We start from the raw sequence: 17102 nt of genomic DNA, 5'->3' as shown, positions 1-17102 counted from the left end.
TTTAAAAACGTCTTTGACGTCGGGCTATTACTTGCGCAACTCGGGTGCTTCTTGCAAGGCAACAATCAATTTGGACAGTGCGTCGTTGGTCGCACGTTCAGAGGCGAGTGAGAAGTTTTTCTTGAACTCGTCAAATTCTGCATTGCCATTGCCTGTCACGCTGAATGTGCGTATGGACTGTCCAGTTGCATCCGTGATCGAGCAGGAGAGCGTGACTGAGAACAAGGTTGGTGGCCATGTAAACGGGCTGGGTGAGGACGATGTCGTGGTGATCTCAGGCACGATCAGCAACGAGATGCCACTTTTGCTAACTTCGTCCAAGTCTTTGGCGTTTTTGATCTTGCTGACATTCGAAAACACTTCGGACAGAGCTTTATAGAAGCCAGGTTCAATGTCTCGGTAGGGGAAGTAACGAACTTTGTCGCCGCCGCCTCCCGGAGTGGTTACTTCTAAAGCCTTGCTGGTATCTGCCATGTAGTAGCCAACTTGCTTTTCTATGGGACTACCTTGGGATTTCAGACTGGTCAGGTCGGGCTTCATTGAGATGGGATGGGCGCATCCGAACAATACGGCGCTGGTCAGACTGGCTAGTAGGAGTTTGATGATTCGGTTCATTTGGCAGAGATCAGTTGTGTAGGGATTGGATGAATTCAGGGTCGGTGACAAGCGCAGTGATGAGCTTCTGCACCATCACTGGGTAGTTATTTGCCGCCAATGGAATGGCAACGGCGCCGGCAAATGAGCTTTCCCATTGGTGGTCAATGCGCTTTGTCTTGTCAAAACGTATTTGCCCAGAATGTTTAACAATAAAGCGTGCTTCGATTTGCCCTTCGTTGGTAGAAATACCTCCGGCATCAATGTTGTTGCGCAGCAAAAATCCAGAAATCTCAAAGTCAGACTTCGGGTTGTATAACTTGGCTAGTTCCAGTTCCTGGCGCAAAGCTTGAGTAACGTAGTCGCCAAAATTGGCGCCTACCGGAGACAGCATTTTGCTGGCGCGCAGACCCATGGCCCGTCCGCCTGATAGGTCTGCGGCTACCGCAATACTGCCAACATTGGAGGGTTCAATCCCCGAAGTTTTGAGCGTTTGTACATTGTCTATAGACGGCGCATAGTTGGGAGCTGGGCCCGCACAGCCCACCAGTATTGCGGCTGCTGCAACCGTGACGGCAGCCGAAACGTAACGAAAGATCTTGAGCATTTATTGGAATTTCCCTCACACTTTTCATGAATAGATGTAACTAAAAGCGCGGTAGTGTAAGCGTGGCTTTACATGTTGCTACGAAGAATCATCCTTCTATTTGTGGAGAAGGTGTGCATGGGGAGTCAATGGTTTGTTGCTTTCCCGTTTGCGTAGAACCGATGGCGACGGACTGGTATTGCGCCATGGCTGTAGTTTGCAGATGGTGAGCGCATATGCTGCATACATGACTTCTTCATCCATCTCCCGTTCAGACTCGTTGCGCCGGATGAAGGCCATCGCTGCCACTCTGCTGCTGGCCTCGCTGTGCGGCCTGCTGGCCGGCCACTGGATGGGCGGGCAGGGGGCTTGGGGCTGGCTGCGTGCGTTTTGCGAAGCCTCGGCCGTCGGCGCGCTGGCCGACTGGTTTGCGGTGGTGGCGCTGTTCCGCCATCCGCTGGGGATTCCGCTGCCGCACACGGCCATCATTCCGCAGAGCAAGGAGCGCATCGCCGACAGCCTGGCCGACTTTGTGCGCGACCATTTTCTGGACCCGGCTATGCTATTGGCCAAGTTGGCGGTGCTGGACCCGGCGCAACGCCTGGGAGAGTGGCTGCGCGACCCGGCGCGCGTCGGCTTCTGGGTGGCCGAGGCGCGCGGCTGGGCGCTGGGCACTTTGAACATGTTTGACGACGAACGCATGCAGCGCGCCACGCTGGAGCTGGTGGTGGCACAGGCGCGGCGCTGGGACGCAGCGGCGACTGCCGGTGAGGTGCTGGGCCTGCTGACGCAGGGCGGGCGGCACAACGCGCTGCTGGATGCCGGGCTGGTCAAGGTGGACGAATACCTGGCGCAGGACGAGGTGAAGGCTACCGTGGCGCAGCTGCTGCTCAAGCATGTGCGCAAGGAGTGGCCCAAGGTGGTGGGCATGGTGGACGCGGTGGCCTCTACCTCCAAGCTGGCGGACAGCATGGCCGAGAAGCTCAGCGCCTCGGCCTTGGAGGAGCTGCGCGAGGTGCTGGCCCAGCCCGAACACCCGGTGCGGCTGCGCTACGAGGCCTGGCTCAGCGAGTACATCACGCGCCTGCGCGATGACCCGGCCCTGCGCCAGGCCTGCGACGCGCTGAAGGAGAAGGCGCTGACCGACCCGGCGCTGCGCAGCTTCGTCGCCTCGCTGTGGACCGACATCAAGCAGCTGCTGCAGGCTGACCTGGCCGATCCGCAGTCCGCCATTGCCCGCAACCTGGAAGGCGCGCTGCGCACCGTGGGCGAGCGCCTGGCCAGCGACGCCAGCCTGCGCGAGGCCATCAACGAGCATGTTATGGCGGCCGCGGGCCAGCTGGCGCTGAGCTTGCGCAGCGGCGTGACAGCGCATATTTCGCAAACCATCAAGGGCTGGGACGACCGCCAACTGGTGCAGGAGCTGGAGTTCGCCGTCGGCCGCGATCTGCAGTTCATCCGCATCAGCGGCACCTTTGTGGGCGGGCTGGCGGGCCTGGTGCTGCATGCCGTGCTACTATATACTGTATAAATAATCAGTATTTGTGCTTGGCGACGCCAAGCCAGCCCGTGGAATGTTCTCTACCCATGCTTCATTTTTAATAGCTGCTTGCGCAGATGCTATCTGCGCTGGCCGGCGTTTTGGCTTGAAGCCTGTGGCGTGGCCACAGCCCGCCAGGGGATGAGCCGTGGCCGACGCACATATCCCCGTGCACGCCATCAAAGGCCGGGGCACGGCCACGCACCTGGCGCACCGCTTCTCGTCGGTAGACCGGGCCGCGTTTGACGATGGCTGGGGCACGCTGGAGGGCGCCGAGCCTACAGCTCCGCTGGCCACCCAGGTGATTTTTGAAGACGCGCGCAGCGCCATCACCCACAACGATTCGCCCGACATTTACTTTGACTACGGGCTCAATCCCTACCGTGGCTGTGAGCATGGTTGCATCTATTGCTATGCCCGGCCCACGCACAGCTACCTGAACCTGTCGCCGGGGCTGGACTTTGAAACCAAGATCATCGCCAAGCGCAACCTGGCCGAGGTGCTGGCGCGCGAGCTGGCGGCCAAGAGCTATGTGCCGCGCATGATCGCCCTGGGTACGGTGACCGATGGTTACCAGCCGATTGAGCGCGAGCTGCGCCTGACCCGCAGCGCCATTGCCTTGGCCCACAGTTGTCACCATCCGCTGGCCCTGGTGACCAAGGGCAGTGGCGTGGAGCGCGACCTGGATCTGCTGGCGTCTATGGCCGAGCGCAAGCTGGCGGCCGTCTATGTCACCCTCACTACGCTGGACGGCGCCCTGGCCCGCACGCTGGAGCCGCGCGCCGCCGCGCCGCACCGGCGCCTGCGCACCATCCGCGCATTGGCCGAGGCGGGCGTACCGGTGGGCGTGAGTGTGGGGCCGCAGATTCCGTTCATCAACGACGATATGGAGCAGGTGCTGGCCGCTGCTTATGAGGCCGGCGCGCGCACCGCCTTCTACACCGTGCTGCGCCTGCCCTGGGAGCTGCAGCCGCTGTTCCGTGAATGGCTGGCGCTGCACTACCCGCAGCGCGCAGACCGGGTGATGGCCCGCATCCAGGAGATGCGCGGCGGCAAGGACTACGACGCCGACTTCAGAACCCGCATGAAGGGCAGCGGCCTGTGGGCCGATTTGATACGCCAGCGCTTCCACAAAACCTGCGTCAAGCTGGGCTTGAACCGGGAGCGCGTGGAGCTGGACATCAGCCAGTTTCGGCCGGGCTTGTTGTCGGGGCAGGGGAGTTTGTTTTAGGAAGCAAACTTGTTTGTAGTGGCTGCTTAGCTTTCATTTGTGCTGGGGCCATTTTTTATATTGGGTGGCGCCACCAAGCCCCAAAGCAACCACAAATCAAATCGCTCACCAGCGCAGGTAATACCTGCGCAACATGCTATCAATAAAAGAGCAATCTACCCCGGTTTCACGCAGGGCGCGAACATGTCCAGGGCCGGCTGGTACAGGCTGGTCTTCACGTTCAGCAGGCCTAGTACCGAGTGGAAGTAGTTGTCGTGGGTGACGCGTTCGTCCTTGCGCTTTTGCAGGCACTCGGTGGTGACGTGGGTGCGTTGCTCGTAGGCGGGCGACAACCAGGTAACCCAGGGCACGTGTTTTTGCAGGTCGGGGGCGATGTCGTAGGGCAGGCCGTGCAGATAGATGTTGTTTTCACCCAGCGACTCGCCGTGGTCGGCCACATAGACCATGGCGGTGGTGTTGGTAGCCTGCTTGGTCTTCAGCCAGTGGACGGCGGTGGCCAGTACGTGGTCGGTGTACAGAATGGTGTTGTCGTAGGAGTTGACCAACTGCGCCTGGCTGCAGTCCTGTAGGTTGTTGCTGGTGCATTCGGGCTGGAATTTCTTGAAGGCCGCGGGCACGCGCTTGTAGTAGGCGGGGCCGTGGCTGCCCATCTGGTGCAACACGATGACCACGCCTTTGGCGCGGCGCTCGGCGGGGAGTTCGTCGATACGGGCCTGGGCCTTGCGCAGCATGATTTCATCAAAGCATTCGCCACCCACGCACAGCTCGGGGTCGGTCAGCTGGGTGGTGCTGGTGTTGGGCACGCGGTCGCACACGCCTTTGCAGCCGGACTGGTTGTCTATCCACACCACGCCCAGGCCGCTGCGCTGCAGTATGTCCAGCAGGCCTTCGTAGTTGGCGTCGCGGCTTTCGTAGGCCTTTTTGCCCAGGTGCGAGAACATACAGGGCACCGAGGCAGCGGTGTTGGTGCCGCAGGACCAGGCGTTCTGGTAGGTGACTATGTGTTCCTTGGCCAGCTCGGGCGTGGTGGCACGCGCGTAGCCGTTGATGCCGAAGTTGCCCATGCGCCCGGTTTCGCCTACCACCAGCAGCAGCAGCGGGGGCTTGCCGGCGGGGCCGGGTGGGATGGCCAGTTGTGCGTCCTGGCCTACCGGCAGAATTTTGCTTTCGTCGCGCTTGAAGGGCTTGGCGGCGATGTCGCCCAAGGCGTAGAACGAGTTCAGCGGGTTGATCAGATAGCGTATCTCGGTGCGGTTGCGCATCAGTGATGAAAAGTCCTGGTACACCAGGAACAGTGTGGCCACCAGCACGACGCAGGATACGACAACGCCCAGCAGGTTGCCGCCGATCTGGCGCAGCACGCTGCGGCGACGCAGGCGCTGGCGCCACAGCCACAGGCAGGGCAGCACGGCCATGCCCAGCACCGTCAGCAGCATGCGCATATTCATGAGGTCACGGGTTTCGCGCATATCGGTCTGCAGCGCATTCACCAGCATGGTGGTGTCTATCACCACGCCATAGGACAACATGAAGTGCGCGCCAAAGGCCGCCGCAAATAGACTCAGCGTGATGGCGGGAATCAGCACCCAGCGCCAGGCCAGCAGGCTGAGCAGCAGCGCCATGGTGGCTGCGATGATGACGCCAAAGCCTGCGGCAAAGGCCAGGCCGCGCAGGCTGTGCAGCTCGGGCAGGCGGTTCAGCTCACGCCATAGCGGCACATTGCACACCGTGGCGATCCAGAGGCTGGAGATGAGAATGAGCCAGGCGGGATGTTTGCCGGTTTGCAAAGTCCGGTTGTTGAAGAGCTGCATGGGGGGAGGGCTTTCAGGCCTGTGCGGTCAAGGGGGCGTGCAAGGCCTTGCTGTGGTGGGCCATGTGGTCGGCCATGAAGGTCGAGATGAAGTAGTAGCCGTGGTCGTAGCCCATCTGGCGGCGCAGCAGCAGCGGCTGGCCCACGGCTTTGCAGGCGGCCTCGAAGATATGCGGATTCAGCTGCTCGGCCAGGAATTTGTCGGCCATGCCCTGGTCGATCAGGATGCCGTCCGGGTAGGGCGGCGTGGTTTGTTCGGCCATCAGGAATACGGCATCGTGCGCGGGCCAACTGCTGTTGTCCGCACCCAGGTAGCCGGTGAAGGCTTTTTGCCCCCAGGCGCATTGCGTGGGCGCGCAGATGGGCGCGAATGCGGATACCGAGCGGAACAGACCGGGGTGCTTGAGCGCCAGCGTCAGCGCGCCGTGCCCGCCCATGGAGTGGCCGAAGATGCCGATGCGCTCCGGGTCTATGGGCAGGTTGCGCACCGCGATGTGCAGCAGTTCATGGACGATATAGCTCTCCATGCGGTAGTGTTTGGACCAGGGTTCTTCGGTGGCGTCGATATAGAAGCTGGCCGCTAGGCCGAAGTCCCAGCTGTCGGTCTCGCCGGGCACGTTTGCGCCGCGCGGGCTGGTATCGGGTGCAATCAGCGCCATGCCATGCTGGGCAGCGTACTGTTGGGCGCCCGCCTTGGTCATAAAGGTCTCGTCCGTGCAGGTCAGTCCCGCCAGATACACCAGGGCCGGCACCCGGCCCAACGTGGCCTGCGCCGGCAGAAACACCGAGAACTTCATGGGCAAACCGATTTCCATCGAGTCGTGCTGGTAGAAGGTCTGCACACCGCCAAAGCAGCCGTGCTCGGAAAGGGTTTTTAAGGAATCAGTCATACAGCCTTAGAAGTAAGAGGGCAGTGAATCGAGGACGCTTGCCAGGGATTAATACAAGACAACGCCGCGAATGGACTCGCCGCGCTTCATCAAATCAAAGCCCTTGTTGATGTCCTCCAGCGGCATGGTGTGGGTGATCAGCGGGTCGATGCTGATCTTGCCCTCCATGTACCAGTCCACGATCTTGGGCACGTCGGTGCGGCCACGGGCGCCGCCAAAGGCCGAGCCTTCCCATTTGCGGCCAGTGACCAGCTGGAACGGGCGGGTGCTGATCTCGGCACCGGCCTCGGCCACGCCGATGATGATGCTGCGGCCCCAGCCCTTGTGGGTGCATTCCAGCGCCTGGCGCATGACCTGGGTGTTGCCTATGCACTCGAAGCTGTAGTCGGCACCACCGTCGGTGAGTTGCACGATGGCGTCTACGACGTTCGGTACCTCTTTGGGGTTGATGAAGTGGGTCATGCCGAACTGGCGGGCCATGGCCTGGCGCTCGGGGTTGATGTCCACACCGATGATCTTGTCGGCACCCACCATCTTGGCGCCCTGGATCACGTTCAGGCCGATACCGCCCAGGCCGAAGACCACCACATTGGCGCCGGCTTCCACCTTGGCGGTGAACAGCACGGCACCGATGCCGGTGGTGACGCCGCAGCCGATGTAGCAGACCTTGTCAAAGGGTGCGTCCTTGCGGATCTTGGCCAGGCTGATCTCGGGGGCCACGGTGTAGTTGCTGAAGGTGCTGGTGCCCATGTAGTGAAAGATGGGTTGGCCGTCCAGGCTGAAGCGGCTGGTGGCGTCGGGCATCAGGCCTTTGCCCTGGGTGCCACGGATGAGCTGGCACAGATTGGTCTTGCGGCTGAGGCAGAACTTGCACTGGCGGCATTCCGGGGTGTAGAGGGGGATGACGTGGTCGCCCTTTTGCAGCGTGGTGACACCGGGGCCGACATCGACCACGATGCCGGCGCCTTCATGGCCCAGGATGGCGGGGAAGATGCCTTCGGGGTCGGCGCCACTGAGGGTGTAGTAGTCGGTGTGGCAGATGCCGGTGGCTTTGATCTCGACCAGCACTTCGCCGAACTTGGGGCCTTGCAGGTCCACGGTTTCTATGGTCAGGGGGGCGCCTGCTTTCCAGGCGACTGCGGCTTTGGTTTTCATGGGCGAAGCTCTCAGAATCAAAGGCTTGAACTATAAGCGGCGACTCTTGCACCGGTATATCTCTGCACGCTTGCTATTCTTATGGATAAAAAGGCCCGTAGCGCAGATAAACCGTGCATAGGGTGCTATCTAGTTAATAGCAAGTAAAGATCTCTGGTCAGACATAAAAAAAGCCCTCGAAGTTCAAGTCGAGGGCTTTGTTTTATGCGCTGAAGAATTTCTTCAAACGGTCGGTCCAACTGTCGCCCGTGGGCGAGTGCTTGCCGCCGCCTTTTTTCAGCGAGTCTTCCAGCTCCCGCAACAGCTTGCGCTGGTATTCGGTGAGCTTGACCGGCGTTTCCACCGTGATGTGGCAGTACAGGTCGCCGGGCGCGCTATCACGCACTCCCTTGATGCCCTTGCCGCGCAGGCGGAACTGCTTGCCGGCCTGGGTGCCTTCGGGGATGTCGATGGCTGCCTTGCCGGCCAGAGTGGGCACTTCGATCTCGCCGCCCAGGGCTGCGGTGATGAAGCTTACCGGTACCGAGCAGTGCAGGTCGCCGCCGTCGCGTTCGAAGATGTCGTGCTTCTTCAGGCGTATCTCGATGTACAGGTCGCCCGGCGGGCCGCCGTTGGAGCCTGGCTCGCCATTGCCCACGCTGCGGATGCGCATGCCGTCGTCGATGCCGGCCGGGATTTTTACTTCCAGCGTCTTTTGCTTTTTCAGCTTGCCCTGGCCCTGGCACACGGTGCAAGGCTCGGGAATCACCTTGCCGCTACCACGGCAGGTGGGGCAGGTTTGCTGCACGCTGAAGAAGCCCTGGCGCATCTGCACCGTGCCCTGGCCTGCGCAGGTGCCGCAGGTCTTGGCCTGGGTACCGGGCTTGGCGCCGCTGCCATGGCAGGTGTCGCAGGCTTCCCAGGTGGGGATACGGATCTGCGCTTCCTTGCCGCGGGCGGCTTCTTCCAGGCTGACTTCCATGGCGTAGCTGAGGTCGCTGCCGCGGAATACCTGGCGGCCGCCGCCACGTCCACCCCGGCTTTGGCCGAACATGTCGCCAAAGATGTCGCCAAAGGCTTCAGCGAAACCGCCAAAGCCTTCTGCGCCAGCTCCACCACGCATATTCGGGTCTACGCCGGCGAAGCCATGCTGGTCGTAGGCGGCGCGTTTTTGCGCGTCGCTCAGCATCTCATAGGCTTCTTTGACTTCCTTGAACTTCTCTTCGGCCACCTTGCCGGCATCACCCTGGTTGCGGTCAGGGTGGTACTTCATCGCCAGCTTGCGATAAGCCTTTTTGATTTCGTCCTCGGACGCGTTCTTGGGAACGCCGAGGGATTCGTAATAATCTTTTTTGCTCATTCTGCAATCACTTTCTCAATACGGCGATCGGGGATGAGCCACATCAGCGCCACTGCCACAATAATTCCAGCCGCCAGCGCGGTGCTCACAAAGCACACCGGGATGGCAAGCGCATAAGCCACCGTGGCCAACTTGCCTTTGACGTCCGACCCTACGGCCCGGGCCAAAACCGAATCCGTGCCATGCAGGCAGACGATGCTGCGTTTCAGCGTGGCATAGGCAATGCTGCACATCAGCAGCACGCCGCCGAACAAGGCCATGGGCAGGGCCGCGAAATGGTTCTCCCCCATCCAGGCCGTGGTAAACGGCATCAGCGACAACCAGAACAGCAGGTGCAGATTGGCCCACAGGGTACGGCCATCGACCTTCTTCACGGTATGCAGCATGTGGTGGTGGTTGTTCCAGTAGATGCCTACATTCACAAAGCTCAACACATAGCTCAAGAACACCGGCAACAAAGGCAACAGGTCCGCGATTTCGGTGCCGTGGGGCACCTTCAGCTCCAGCACCATGATGGTGATGATGATGGCAATAACGCCATCGCTGAAGGCTTCCAGTCGCGTCTTGTTCATGGTCGGGTGTGGTGAAGCAGGGGCTGCATGGGAGGCAAAAAGCCGCGTCGAAAGACCATGAACTGGGGAGTTCCGGCCATTCGACGCGGCGGCGAATCCACGCGATCAATCAGACGTGTGGATCAGCCCTTTTTGACTTCTTTCACCTCGGCGTCGACCACGTTGTCGTCCGCAGCCTTGGCACCCGCGGCTTGCTCGCCAGCAGGTGCCGCGCCTGCGCCGGCAGCGGCTTCTTCAGCGGCTTGCTTGGCTTGCATGTCTGCGTACATCTTTTCGCCCAGCTTTTGGCTGACGGTCATCAACGCGGTGTTCTTCTCGTCGATAGCGGCCTTGTCTTCACCCTTCAGGGCTTCTTCCAGTGCCTTGATGGCGGCTTCGATGCTTTCCTTTTCAGACGCTTCGATCTTGTCGCCGTACTCGGTCAGGCTCTTCTTCACGCTGTGCACGCTGGCTTCGCCTTGGTTACGGGCTTGCACCAGTTCCAGCTTCTTCTTGTCGTCAGCGGCATTCAGCTCGGCGTCTTTCACCATTTGCTGGATTTCGGCTTCCGACAGACCGGAGTTGGCCTTGATGGTGACCTTGTTTTCCTTGCCGGTGCCCTTGTCCTTGGCGCCCACGTGCAAGATGCCGTTGGCGTCGATGTCGAACGACACTTCAATTTGCGGCGTACCACGCGCTGCTGGGGGGATGCCCTCCAGGTTGAACTCGCCCAGCAGCTTGTTGACGCTGGCGATTTCGCGTTCGCCTTGGAACACCTTGATGGTCACGGCGGGCTGGTTGTCGTCCGCAGTGGAGAAGGTTTGCGCAAACTTGGTGGGGATGGTCGTGTTCTTGGCGATCATCTTGGTCATCACACCGCCCAGGGTTTCGATACCCAGGGACAGAGGCGTCACGTCCAGCAGCAGCACATCCTTGCGGTCGCCAGACAACACCTGGCCTTGGATGGCAGCGCCAACCGCCACGGCTTCGTCGGGGTTCACGTCCTTGCGGGGATCGCGGCCGAAGAATTCCTTGACCTTTTCTTGCACCTTGGGCATGCGGGTCATACCGCCGACCAGGATCACGTCATGGATGTCACCCACGCTCACGCCTGCATCCTTGATGGCGATCTTGCAAGGAGCGATGGTGCGCTCGATCAGCTCTTCCACCAGGGCTTCCAGCTTGGAACGGCTGAGCTTGATGTTCAAGTGCTTGGGGCCGGAGGCATCGGCTGTCACGTAGGGCAGGTTGATGTCGGTCGATGCGCTGTTGGACAGCTCGATCTTGGCCTTTTCAGCGGCTTCCTTCAGGCGCTGCAGAGCCAGCACGTCCTTGGACAGGTCGACGCCGGATTCCTTCTTGAATTCGCTGATGATGAAGTCGATGATGCGCTGGTCGAAGTCTTCGCCGCCCAGGAAGGTGTCGCCGTTGGTGGACAGCACTTCGAATTGCTTTTCGCCATCGACATCGGCGATTTCGATAATGGACACGTCGAACGTGCCGCCACCCAGGTCATACACGGCGATCTTGCGGTCGCCCTTTTCCTGCTTGTCCAGGCCGAAGGCCAGGGCTGCAGCGGTAGGTTCGTTGATGATGCGCTTCACGTCCAGACCGGCAATACGGCCAGCGTCCTTGGTGGCTTGGCGCTGTGCATCGTTGAAGTACGCGGGCACAGTGATCACGGCTTCGGTGACGGCTTCGCCCAGGTAGTCTTCAGCGGTCTTCTTCATCTTGCGCAGAATGTCGGCGCTGACTTGTTGGGCCGACAGCTTGTTGCCGCGCACTTGCACCCAGGCGTCGCCGTTGTCGGCTGCCACGATGGAGTAGGGCATCAAGTCGATGTCTTTTTGGACTTCTTTTTCAGTGAACTTGCGGCCGATCAGGCGCTTCACCGCGTACAAGGTGTTCTTGGGGTTGGTGACAGCCTGGCGCTTGGCGGATGCGCCGACCAGCACTTCACCGTCTTCTTGGTAGGCCACGATGGACGGCGTGGTGCGAGCGCCTTCGGCGTTTTCGATCACGCGTGGGGTGTTGCCTTCCATGACGGACACGCAGCTGTTGGTGGTGCCCAAGTCAATACCGATAATTCTTCCCATGTTTTTCTCCTGCAATCTAAATAAAGGGTGGGAGCTGGGTTCAGCGCCCGGATGGATCTAATGTGTGGATAACTTTTCCCACTTCAAGTGTGGGGTTACCAAATGTGTAGTTATTTGGGGGCGGTAACGGTTACCAGGGCCGGGCGCAGCACGCGGTCGGCAATCAGATAGCCTTTTTGCAACACGGTCACCACGGTGTTGGCTTCCTGCTCGGCAGGCACCACGCTGATGGCCTGGTGCTGGTGCGGGTCGAACTTGGTGCCGGCGGGAGGGGCAATTTCAATGACCTTGTTGCGTTCCAGCGCGCTTTTCAGCTGGCGCAGGGTGGCTTCGGCGCCTTCGCGGATCTGGGCGGTGGTGGCGTCTTTGATGGCCAGGCCGGCTTCCAAGCTGTCGGTTACGGGCAGCAGGCTTTCGGCAAAGCTTTCCACAGCGAACTTGCGGGCCTTGCTGATGTCTTCTTCGGCACGGCGGCGGGCGTTTTCGGCGTCGGCCTTGGCGCGCAGAAACTGGTCAGCCAGATCGGCGCTTTTGGCTTTCAGTGCAGCCAACTCAGCCTGGGCGATGGCCAGGGCTTCCACGTCGCTGGTGGCCAGCTCTTCAGCGGGGGCCATGCCGTCCAGAGGTTGGTGGTCGGGGTTGGAGGTGTTTTCAGACATGTTCTGTGGGGGAATCGAGTGAACCAGCGTTCAAGCTTGGGGGCTACCCCCTGGATTTCAAGGGGGCAGCGGGCAAAAAATCGGGCGGAGATCAGCCCTTGATGGCCAACAGTTCGACGTCGAACTTCAGCGTGGCGTTCGGGGGGATCACGCCGCCAGCGCCACGGGCGCCATAGCCCAGGTCTGCGGGGATGATCAGCGTGCGTTGGCCACCGACTTGCATGCCGGCCACGCCTTCGTCCCAACCCTTGATAACCATGCCGGCGCCCAGGGAAAACACAAACGGGTCCTTGCGGTCCTTGCTGGAGTCGAACTTGGCGCCTTGCACGCCGTCGTTGTACAGCCAGCCGGTGTAATGTACGGTGACGCTTTTGCCCTTGGTGGCCACGTCGCCGGCACCCAGAACGGTGTCTTCATACTGCAGGCCGGAAGCGGTGGTGGTGATTGCCATGAGAGTTCCTTGAAGTTGCAGCCAAATGACTGGCGCAACGCAGAGCCGCAGGCTAATGGGCCCGGGCCAAGCGTTGCGCAAGCAGATTGCTATTGAAAATATAGCTTCTAGCGCAGTAACAATCTGCGTAGAGGCCGTAAAAGACGCTGGATTATGCCAGCAGCCGGCGCCGCGCCAGGTCGCGCATCAGGGCGCTGATGCCATAGGTCCAGGGCGCTACGTGGTCGCAGGTGTTGACGCGGTTCACCAGCTGGCCCAACTGGGCAGTGCGCACGGTCACCGTATCGCCAATCACATGCGTGAAGCCCTGGCCAGGACCATGGCGGTCTTGGGTGGGGGCGAACATGGTGCCCAGGAACAGCATGAAGCCGTCCGGGTACTGGTGGTTGGGGCCTATGGCCTGCTCCACCAGGTCCACTGGGTCGCGGCTGATCTTGCTGAGGCTGCTGGCACCCTGCATGACAAAGCCGTCGTCATGGCCGGCGACTTCCATGGCCAGGTCGCAGCGGCGTACGTCGTCCATACAGAAATGCGCGTCGAACAGGCGGATGAACGGACCGATGGCGCAGGACGCGTTGTTGTCCTTGGCCTTGCCCAGCAGCAGGGCGCTGCGGCCTTCGAAGTCGCGCAGGTTCACGTCATTGCCCAGGGCCGCGCCGACCACCGAACCGCGGCTGTTGACGGCCAGCACCACCTCGGGCTCGGGGTTGTTCCAGGCGCTGCCGGGGTGGATGCCGACCTCGGCGCCCAGGCCCACGGCGCTCATCACCTGCGATTTTGTGAACAACTCGGCGTCCGGGCCTATGCCCACCTCCAGGTACTGCGACCACATGCCCTGGGCCAGCAGTACTTTTTTGAGTTCGGCCGCAGCGGCCGAACCGGGTTGGATATTGCCGAGGTTGTCGCCAATCACCGCCACCACGGCCGCGCGCACCGCAGCCGCCTTACTGGCGTCGCCACGCGCCTGTTCCTCGATCACCCGCTCCAGCATGCTGGCCACAAAGGTGACGCCGGCCGCTTTCAGGGCCTGCAGATCGCAGGGCGCCAGCAGCCAGGGCTGTGACGGATTGCGGGCGTTGTGCGCCGAGTTGGCCAGCACTGCGGCTGTATCCGCCAGGCGCAGGCCGGGCTGGGCACGCACCATGGCCGCCGGGTCGGCCAGCTCCAGCAGCTGGCTGCAGGTGAGGGCCAGATGTTCCAGGCTGTAGATGCCGTCGGCCTTCACCTGGACCAGCACCGGGCCTCGGCCTTCCATCCAGATGCGGCCAACCAGCAATGCGTCTGGGTGGTCCGCAGGCAGTATGTTGGAGAGGGTCAAATGCTGTTGCATATTAGTTCTTTAAAAAGCCCAACTGCCTTGAATCCATGCGCGGGGGGACATATCTTTTTCGGATTGGGCGGGATTGGTTCGCCGCCAAGCCAGCCATGCTTGCCAGTCAAAATTCTGGTAACTACCGCGAATTCCTAGCCCCGCACCTTCCAGGCGACGGTGATTGTCACCGGACAAAAATGGATTCTTATTGATAAGCACGGCGCCAGCATCCCAAAAGACGGACGGGATGAGCATGGGAGATGCTGTGTAGCGTAGTTCTACTTGAGAGAGCCAGCCTTGGTCACCGGTGGCTTCTCCAGACGGGTAGGCGCGCACTCCGTTGGGGCCGCCGAGTCCCAGCTTGTCATAAGAATCCAGGTTTTTGGATGCGGCTTGGCCATGCCATCGTACATATGCTTCCCACTTTCCGAGCAATGGCTGGGTTCGCTGCAGCTCTAGGTCTAGGGTGTTGTAGCGTCCCGCCGTCTGGGCGCTAGCAGCGTCGATTGCGCGCGTGACCTCGTTGTCCAGCGCCAGGTGTCCCGTGCCGAATCGCAGAATAGCCAGATTGTTGCTTCCACCCTCGCTGTGATGGCTGAAGGTCAAGTCCAGGCTGGCATGCTGGGCGTGCTTGTCGATCACGGTCTCCGTTGCGTTGACTTTGTCTTGTAACGCGCGGGTTTCCACACTGATCTGGCTGCTTAAATTGGTATTTAGGCTGCGAATCCATGCGTAATTGATGTTGATCGCGGCGGCTCTGACGCTGCCTGTCGCATCAAGCTGGGCGAAGTCGGAGCCTAGTCGGTACTGCGTGCGGGTGACGCTGGCCCCTAGGCCTAGGCCGTTGAAACCCAAAGGGACTTGTGCGGAGATATTTCCGAAAAAGAGAGATGAATGGCCTCCCAGCACATGCAGGCCAAATTGCTCACCGTAGCCCAATGGATTGTTTAACGCGAATTTGCCACCTGTCCGTACGCGGCCCAGGTATTGCGATCCATAGTTGTCTACTTCCAGACGCCCAGCGAGCAGTGGTGATGTTTGGGCGCTAAGGCGCAAATCGGTCAACCCTGTGGACACGCCGGGTGCCAAGTCTGCGCTGAACTGGGTACCGGATACATCCGAAAGTAATAGCAAGGTGCGGTCAAGCTGATGCTGGTTGAGCGGAGCACTACGTGGGATGGGGGCCAAGCGAGCTTCCAACACGCTGGTTCGTAGCCGACTCTGGTTGTCGATATGTACTTCAGACAGGGCGCCTTCCAAGACGCGGATTTCAATCTCTCCATTGCGTACCGTTTGCGTGGGCAAATAGGCACGTGCCAGGGTCCATCCATCCGCACGGTAGAAGGCATTGATGCGTTCTACTCCAAGCTGCAGTTCTGCAAGGGTATGTTCCCCATGGTCCAATGAATTGACCAAGGCCTCGAGTGTGGCCGCGGAGTAAATCGTTGCACCTGTCACGCGGATTTTTTGGATGGAAATCTTTTCTTCCGCACCCTGGGTAGAGGCGGAAGAGGGCGTGCCAGTTGCATCTGGAAACGTCTGTGCCATTGCTGGCAGTAGCATGCTGCATAGCATTAGCGACAGAACATGCTGTAGTGTGGCTATCACTTGGTGCGGCACACGACCCTTACTCTTAAACTGGCTTTGGTTGAACTCCAGCCGCAATCAGCATGACCGGCTGAAACTGTTTGAGTCAGTCGGTTGCTGCTGGGTTCCAAATTGGACAGCCCGTGCATTGCGGCTGTATAGCCTGTTTCGTTGGTTGATGAGCCTAGTGCGACGGTTACCAAGCTGGCAGGGTCGACAAGCAAGGTGCCTGCTTCATAGTGCAATTGGTAGTTATTGCTGTTCAACCCACTCGGAACGATGGGGTACTGTCCTGGCGCGGAGTTACTGGCTGCAGTGGTGCCAAAAACCAAACTGCCTGACAAGTCAGAATTGCTGACACTTTCACCAGGCACAAAACCATTAAATGTTGCACTGAACGCGGGGTTGTTTTGTCCCACTAAGCGGTTGGCACTATTCGCTGCGATCGTTAGTTGCGCAGGAGTGATGGAGAAGGTATTGCCTGTGAATGCAATGCTGTAGTTCGCGTTGGCCAGGCTGCCTTGATTTATCGCATAGCTACCTGCATTTTGACCGCTGACCCGGCTCAATGTGCCCTCCAAACCATCGCCGCCGATGAGACCGTTCGCCACATAAATGAGAGCCGGATCGGTTGCGGCGTTATTGTCATAGACCTTGCTTGCACCTTGCGCGGAAACTGTGATCGCTTTTGGGGTGATATCGGCAGTGGTGGTGGCGGTGGAATTGGCCAGCACATAGTTGCCGGCGGCACTGCCGCCGATGCCGAAGGTTTCGGTGACGGTCTTGGCGGTGCCCACGTTCTTGGTATCGAAGCTACCGCTCTGGCTCAGCGTTACGGTGTCGCCGCTGATGACACCGCTGAGCGTGCCGCCGCTGACGCTGGCGGTGGTGGTGCCGTCATAGGTTTTGGAGGTGGCGCCGGCGCCACTGACGCTGACGGTGGCCGGGGTGATATTGGCGGTGGTGGTAGCGGTGGAACTGGCCAGCACATAGTTGCCGGCGGCACTGCCGCCGATACCGAAGGTTTCGGTGACGGTCTTGGCGGTGCCCACGTTCTTGGTATCGAAGCTACCGCTCTGGCTCAGCGTTACGGTGTCGCCGCTGACGACACCGCTGAGCGTGCCGCCGCTGACGCTGGCGGTGGTGGTGCCGTCATAGGTCTTGGAGGCGGCGCCGGCGCCACTGACGCTGACGGTGGCCGGGGTGATGTTGGCGGTGGTAGTGGCGGTGGAACTGGCCAGCACATAGTTGCCGGCGGCACTGCCGCCGATACCGAAGGTTTCGGTGACGGTCTTGGCGGT

The 17102-nt window shown here is 60.4% G+C and carries 15 protein-coding genes; 2 read left to right on the top strand and 13 right to left on the bottom strand.

Annotation, left to right across the window (positions count from 1 at the left end; genetic code table 11):
- Nucleotides 1-27: 27 nt before the first annotated feature.
- Nucleotides 28-615, bottom strand: a complete 588-nt coding sequence (locus tag AC07VY_RS09570) for a hypothetical protein (protein ID WP_495076630.1) — start codon at nucleotides 613-615, stop codon at nucleotides 28-30.
- A gap of 10 nt (nucleotides 616-625) precedes the next feature.
- A complete protein-coding gene (locus AC07VY_RS09565) occupies nucleotides 626-1201 on the bottom strand; it encodes a hypothetical protein (RefSeq protein ID WP_495097224.1) in 576 nt (191 codons plus the stop codon).
- Nucleotides 1202-1427: 226 nt separating this feature from the next.
- On the opposite strand from AC07VY_RS09565, the gene AC07VY_RS09560 reads away from it, so the two are divergent.
- Nucleotides 1428-2711 carry a DUF445 domain-containing protein gene (locus AC07VY_RS09560; protein ID WP_495097223.1) on the top strand — a complete coding sequence of 428 codons (1284 nt, stop codon included), beginning with the start codon at nucleotides 1428-1430 and terminating at the stop codon, nucleotides 2709-2711.
- A 157-nt stretch (nucleotides 2712-2868) separates the two neighbouring features.
- Nucleotides 2869-3951: a PA0069 family radical SAM protein gene (locus tag AC07VY_RS09555; protein WP_495097222.1), complete on the top strand. Its 1083-nt coding sequence runs from the start codon at nucleotides 2869-2871 to the stop codon at nucleotides 3949-3951.
- Between the two features lie 155 nt (nucleotides 3952-4106).
- Here AC07VY_RS09555 and AC07VY_RS09550 read toward each other — a convergent pair whose 3' ends face one another.
- From AC07VY_RS09550 to AC07VY_RS09500, 11 genes are all read right to left on the bottom strand, one after another.
- On the bottom strand, nucleotides 4107-5762 hold the full coding sequence (locus AC07VY_RS09550; RefSeq protein WP_495097221.1) for a phosphoethanolamine transferase: 1656 nt from the start codon (nucleotides 5760-5762) through the stop codon (nucleotides 4107-4109).
- Between the two features lie 13 nt (nucleotides 5763-5775).
- Nucleotides 5776-6651: an S-formylglutathione hydrolase gene (fghA, locus tag AC07VY_RS09545; RefSeq protein WP_495097220.1), complete on the bottom strand. Its 876-nt coding sequence runs from the start codon at nucleotides 6649-6651 to the stop codon at nucleotides 5776-5778.
- 48 nt (nucleotides 6652-6699) lie between these two features.
- Nucleotides 6700-7806 (bottom strand): S-(hydroxymethyl)glutathione dehydrogenase/class III alcohol dehydrogenase, encoded by a 1107-nt coding sequence (locus AC07VY_RS09540; protein WP_495076624.1) that lies wholly within the window; start codon nucleotides 7804-7806, stop codon nucleotides 6700-6702.
- Nucleotides 7807-8008: 202 nt separating this feature from the next.
- A complete protein-coding gene (gene dnaJ, locus AC07VY_RS09535) occupies nucleotides 8009-9145 on the bottom strand; it encodes a molecular chaperone DnaJ (protein WP_495097219.1) in 1137 nt (378 codons plus the stop codon).
- A complete protein-coding gene (locus AC07VY_RS09530) occupies nucleotides 9142-9717 on the bottom strand; it encodes a TMEM175 family protein (protein ID WP_495097218.1) in 576 nt (191 codons plus the stop codon). Before AC07VY_RS09530 ends, dnaJ begins: the two co-directional genes overlap by 4 nt.
- Before the next feature lie 122 nt (nucleotides 9718-9839).
- A complete protein-coding gene (gene dnaK / locus AC07VY_RS09525; RefSeq protein ID WP_495076621.1) occupies nucleotides 9840-11792 on the bottom strand; it encodes a molecular chaperone DnaK in 1953 nt (650 codons plus the stop codon).
- A 110-nt stretch (nucleotides 11793-11902) separates the two neighbouring features.
- Nucleotides 11903-12406, bottom strand: a complete 504-nt coding sequence (gene grpE / locus AC07VY_RS09520) for a nucleotide exchange factor GrpE (RefSeq protein ID WP_495097376.1) — start codon at nucleotides 12404-12406, stop codon at nucleotides 11903-11905.
- Nucleotides 12407-12542: 136 nt separating this feature from the next.
- Entirely contained in the window at nucleotides 12543-12902 is a 360-nt protein-coding gene (locus AC07VY_RS09515) for an FKBP-type peptidyl-prolyl cis-trans isomerase (RefSeq protein ID WP_495076620.1), read from the bottom strand.
- A gap of 151 nt (nucleotides 12903-13053) precedes the next feature.
- Nucleotides 13054-14232, bottom strand: a complete 1179-nt coding sequence (locus tag AC07VY_RS09510; protein ID WP_495097217.1) for a fumarylacetoacetate hydrolase family protein — start codon at nucleotides 14230-14232, stop codon at nucleotides 13054-13056.
- A 9-nt stretch (nucleotides 14233-14241) separates the two neighbouring features.
- Entirely contained in the window at nucleotides 14242-15762 is a 1521-nt protein-coding gene (locus AC07VY_RS09505; protein ID WP_495097216.1) for a ShlB/FhaC/HecB family hemolysin secretion/activation protein, read from the bottom strand.
- A 56-nt stretch (nucleotides 15763-15818) separates the two neighbouring features.
- Nucleotides 15819-17102: YDG domain-containing protein (locus tag AC07VY_RS09500; RefSeq protein ID WP_495097215.1), on the bottom strand; the 1284-nt coding region annotated here is incomplete at its 5' end.

Source organism: Rhodoferax sp. GW821-FHT02C08, assembly GCF_059421805.1.
Note: the sequence above shows the minus strand (reverse complement) of the source record. Positions and strands in the feature narration are given on the sequence as shown.

Coding starts and splice junctions, on each gene's coding strand:
- AC07VY_RS09570 (WP_495076630.1), bottom strand. CDS start 615: ATGAACCGAATCATCAAACTCCTACTAGCCAGTCTGACCAGCGCCGTA.
- AC07VY_RS09565 (WP_495097224.1), bottom strand. CDS start 1,201: ATGCTCAAGATCTTTCGTTACGTTTCGGCTGCCGTCACGGTTGCAGCA.
- AC07VY_RS09560 (WP_495097223.1), top strand. CDS start 1,428: ATGACTTCTTCATCCATCTCCCGTTCAGACTCGTTGCGCCGGATGAAG.
- AC07VY_RS09550 (WP_495097221.1), bottom strand. CDS start 5,762: ATGCAGCTCTTCAACAACCGGACTTTGCAAACCGGCAAACATCCCGCC.
- fghA (WP_495097220.1), bottom strand. CDS start 6,651: ATGACTGATTCCTTAAAAACCCTTTCCGAGCACGGCTGCTTTGGCGGT.
- AC07VY_RS09540 (WP_495076624.1), bottom strand. CDS start 7,806: ATGAAAACCAAAGCCGCAGTCGCCTGGAAAGCAGGCGCCCCCCTGACC.
- dnaJ (WP_495097219.1), bottom strand. CDS start 9,145: ATGAGCAAAAAAGATTATTACGAATCCCTCGGCGTTCCCAAGAACGCG.
- AC07VY_RS09530 (WP_495097218.1), bottom strand. CDS start 9,717: ATGAACAAGACGCGACTGGAAGCCTTCAGCGATGGCGTTATTGCCATC.
- dnaK (WP_495076621.1), bottom strand. CDS start 11,792: ATGGGAAGAATTATCGGTATTGACTTGGGCACCACCAACAGCTGCGTG.
- grpE (WP_495097376.1), bottom strand. CDS start 12,406: ATGGCCCCCGCTGAAGAGCTGGCCACCAGCGACGTGGAAGCCCTGGCC.
- AC07VY_RS09515 (WP_495076620.1), bottom strand. CDS start 12,902: ATGGCAATCACCACCACCGCTTCCGGCCTGCAGTATGAAGACACCGTT.
- AC07VY_RS09510 (WP_495097217.1), bottom strand. CDS start 14,232: ATGCAACAGCATTTGACCCTCTCCAACATACTGCCTGCGGACCACCCA.
- AC07VY_RS09505 (WP_495097216.1), bottom strand. CDS start 15,762: ATGGCACAGACGTTTCCAGATGCAACTGGCACGCCCTCTTCCGCCTCT.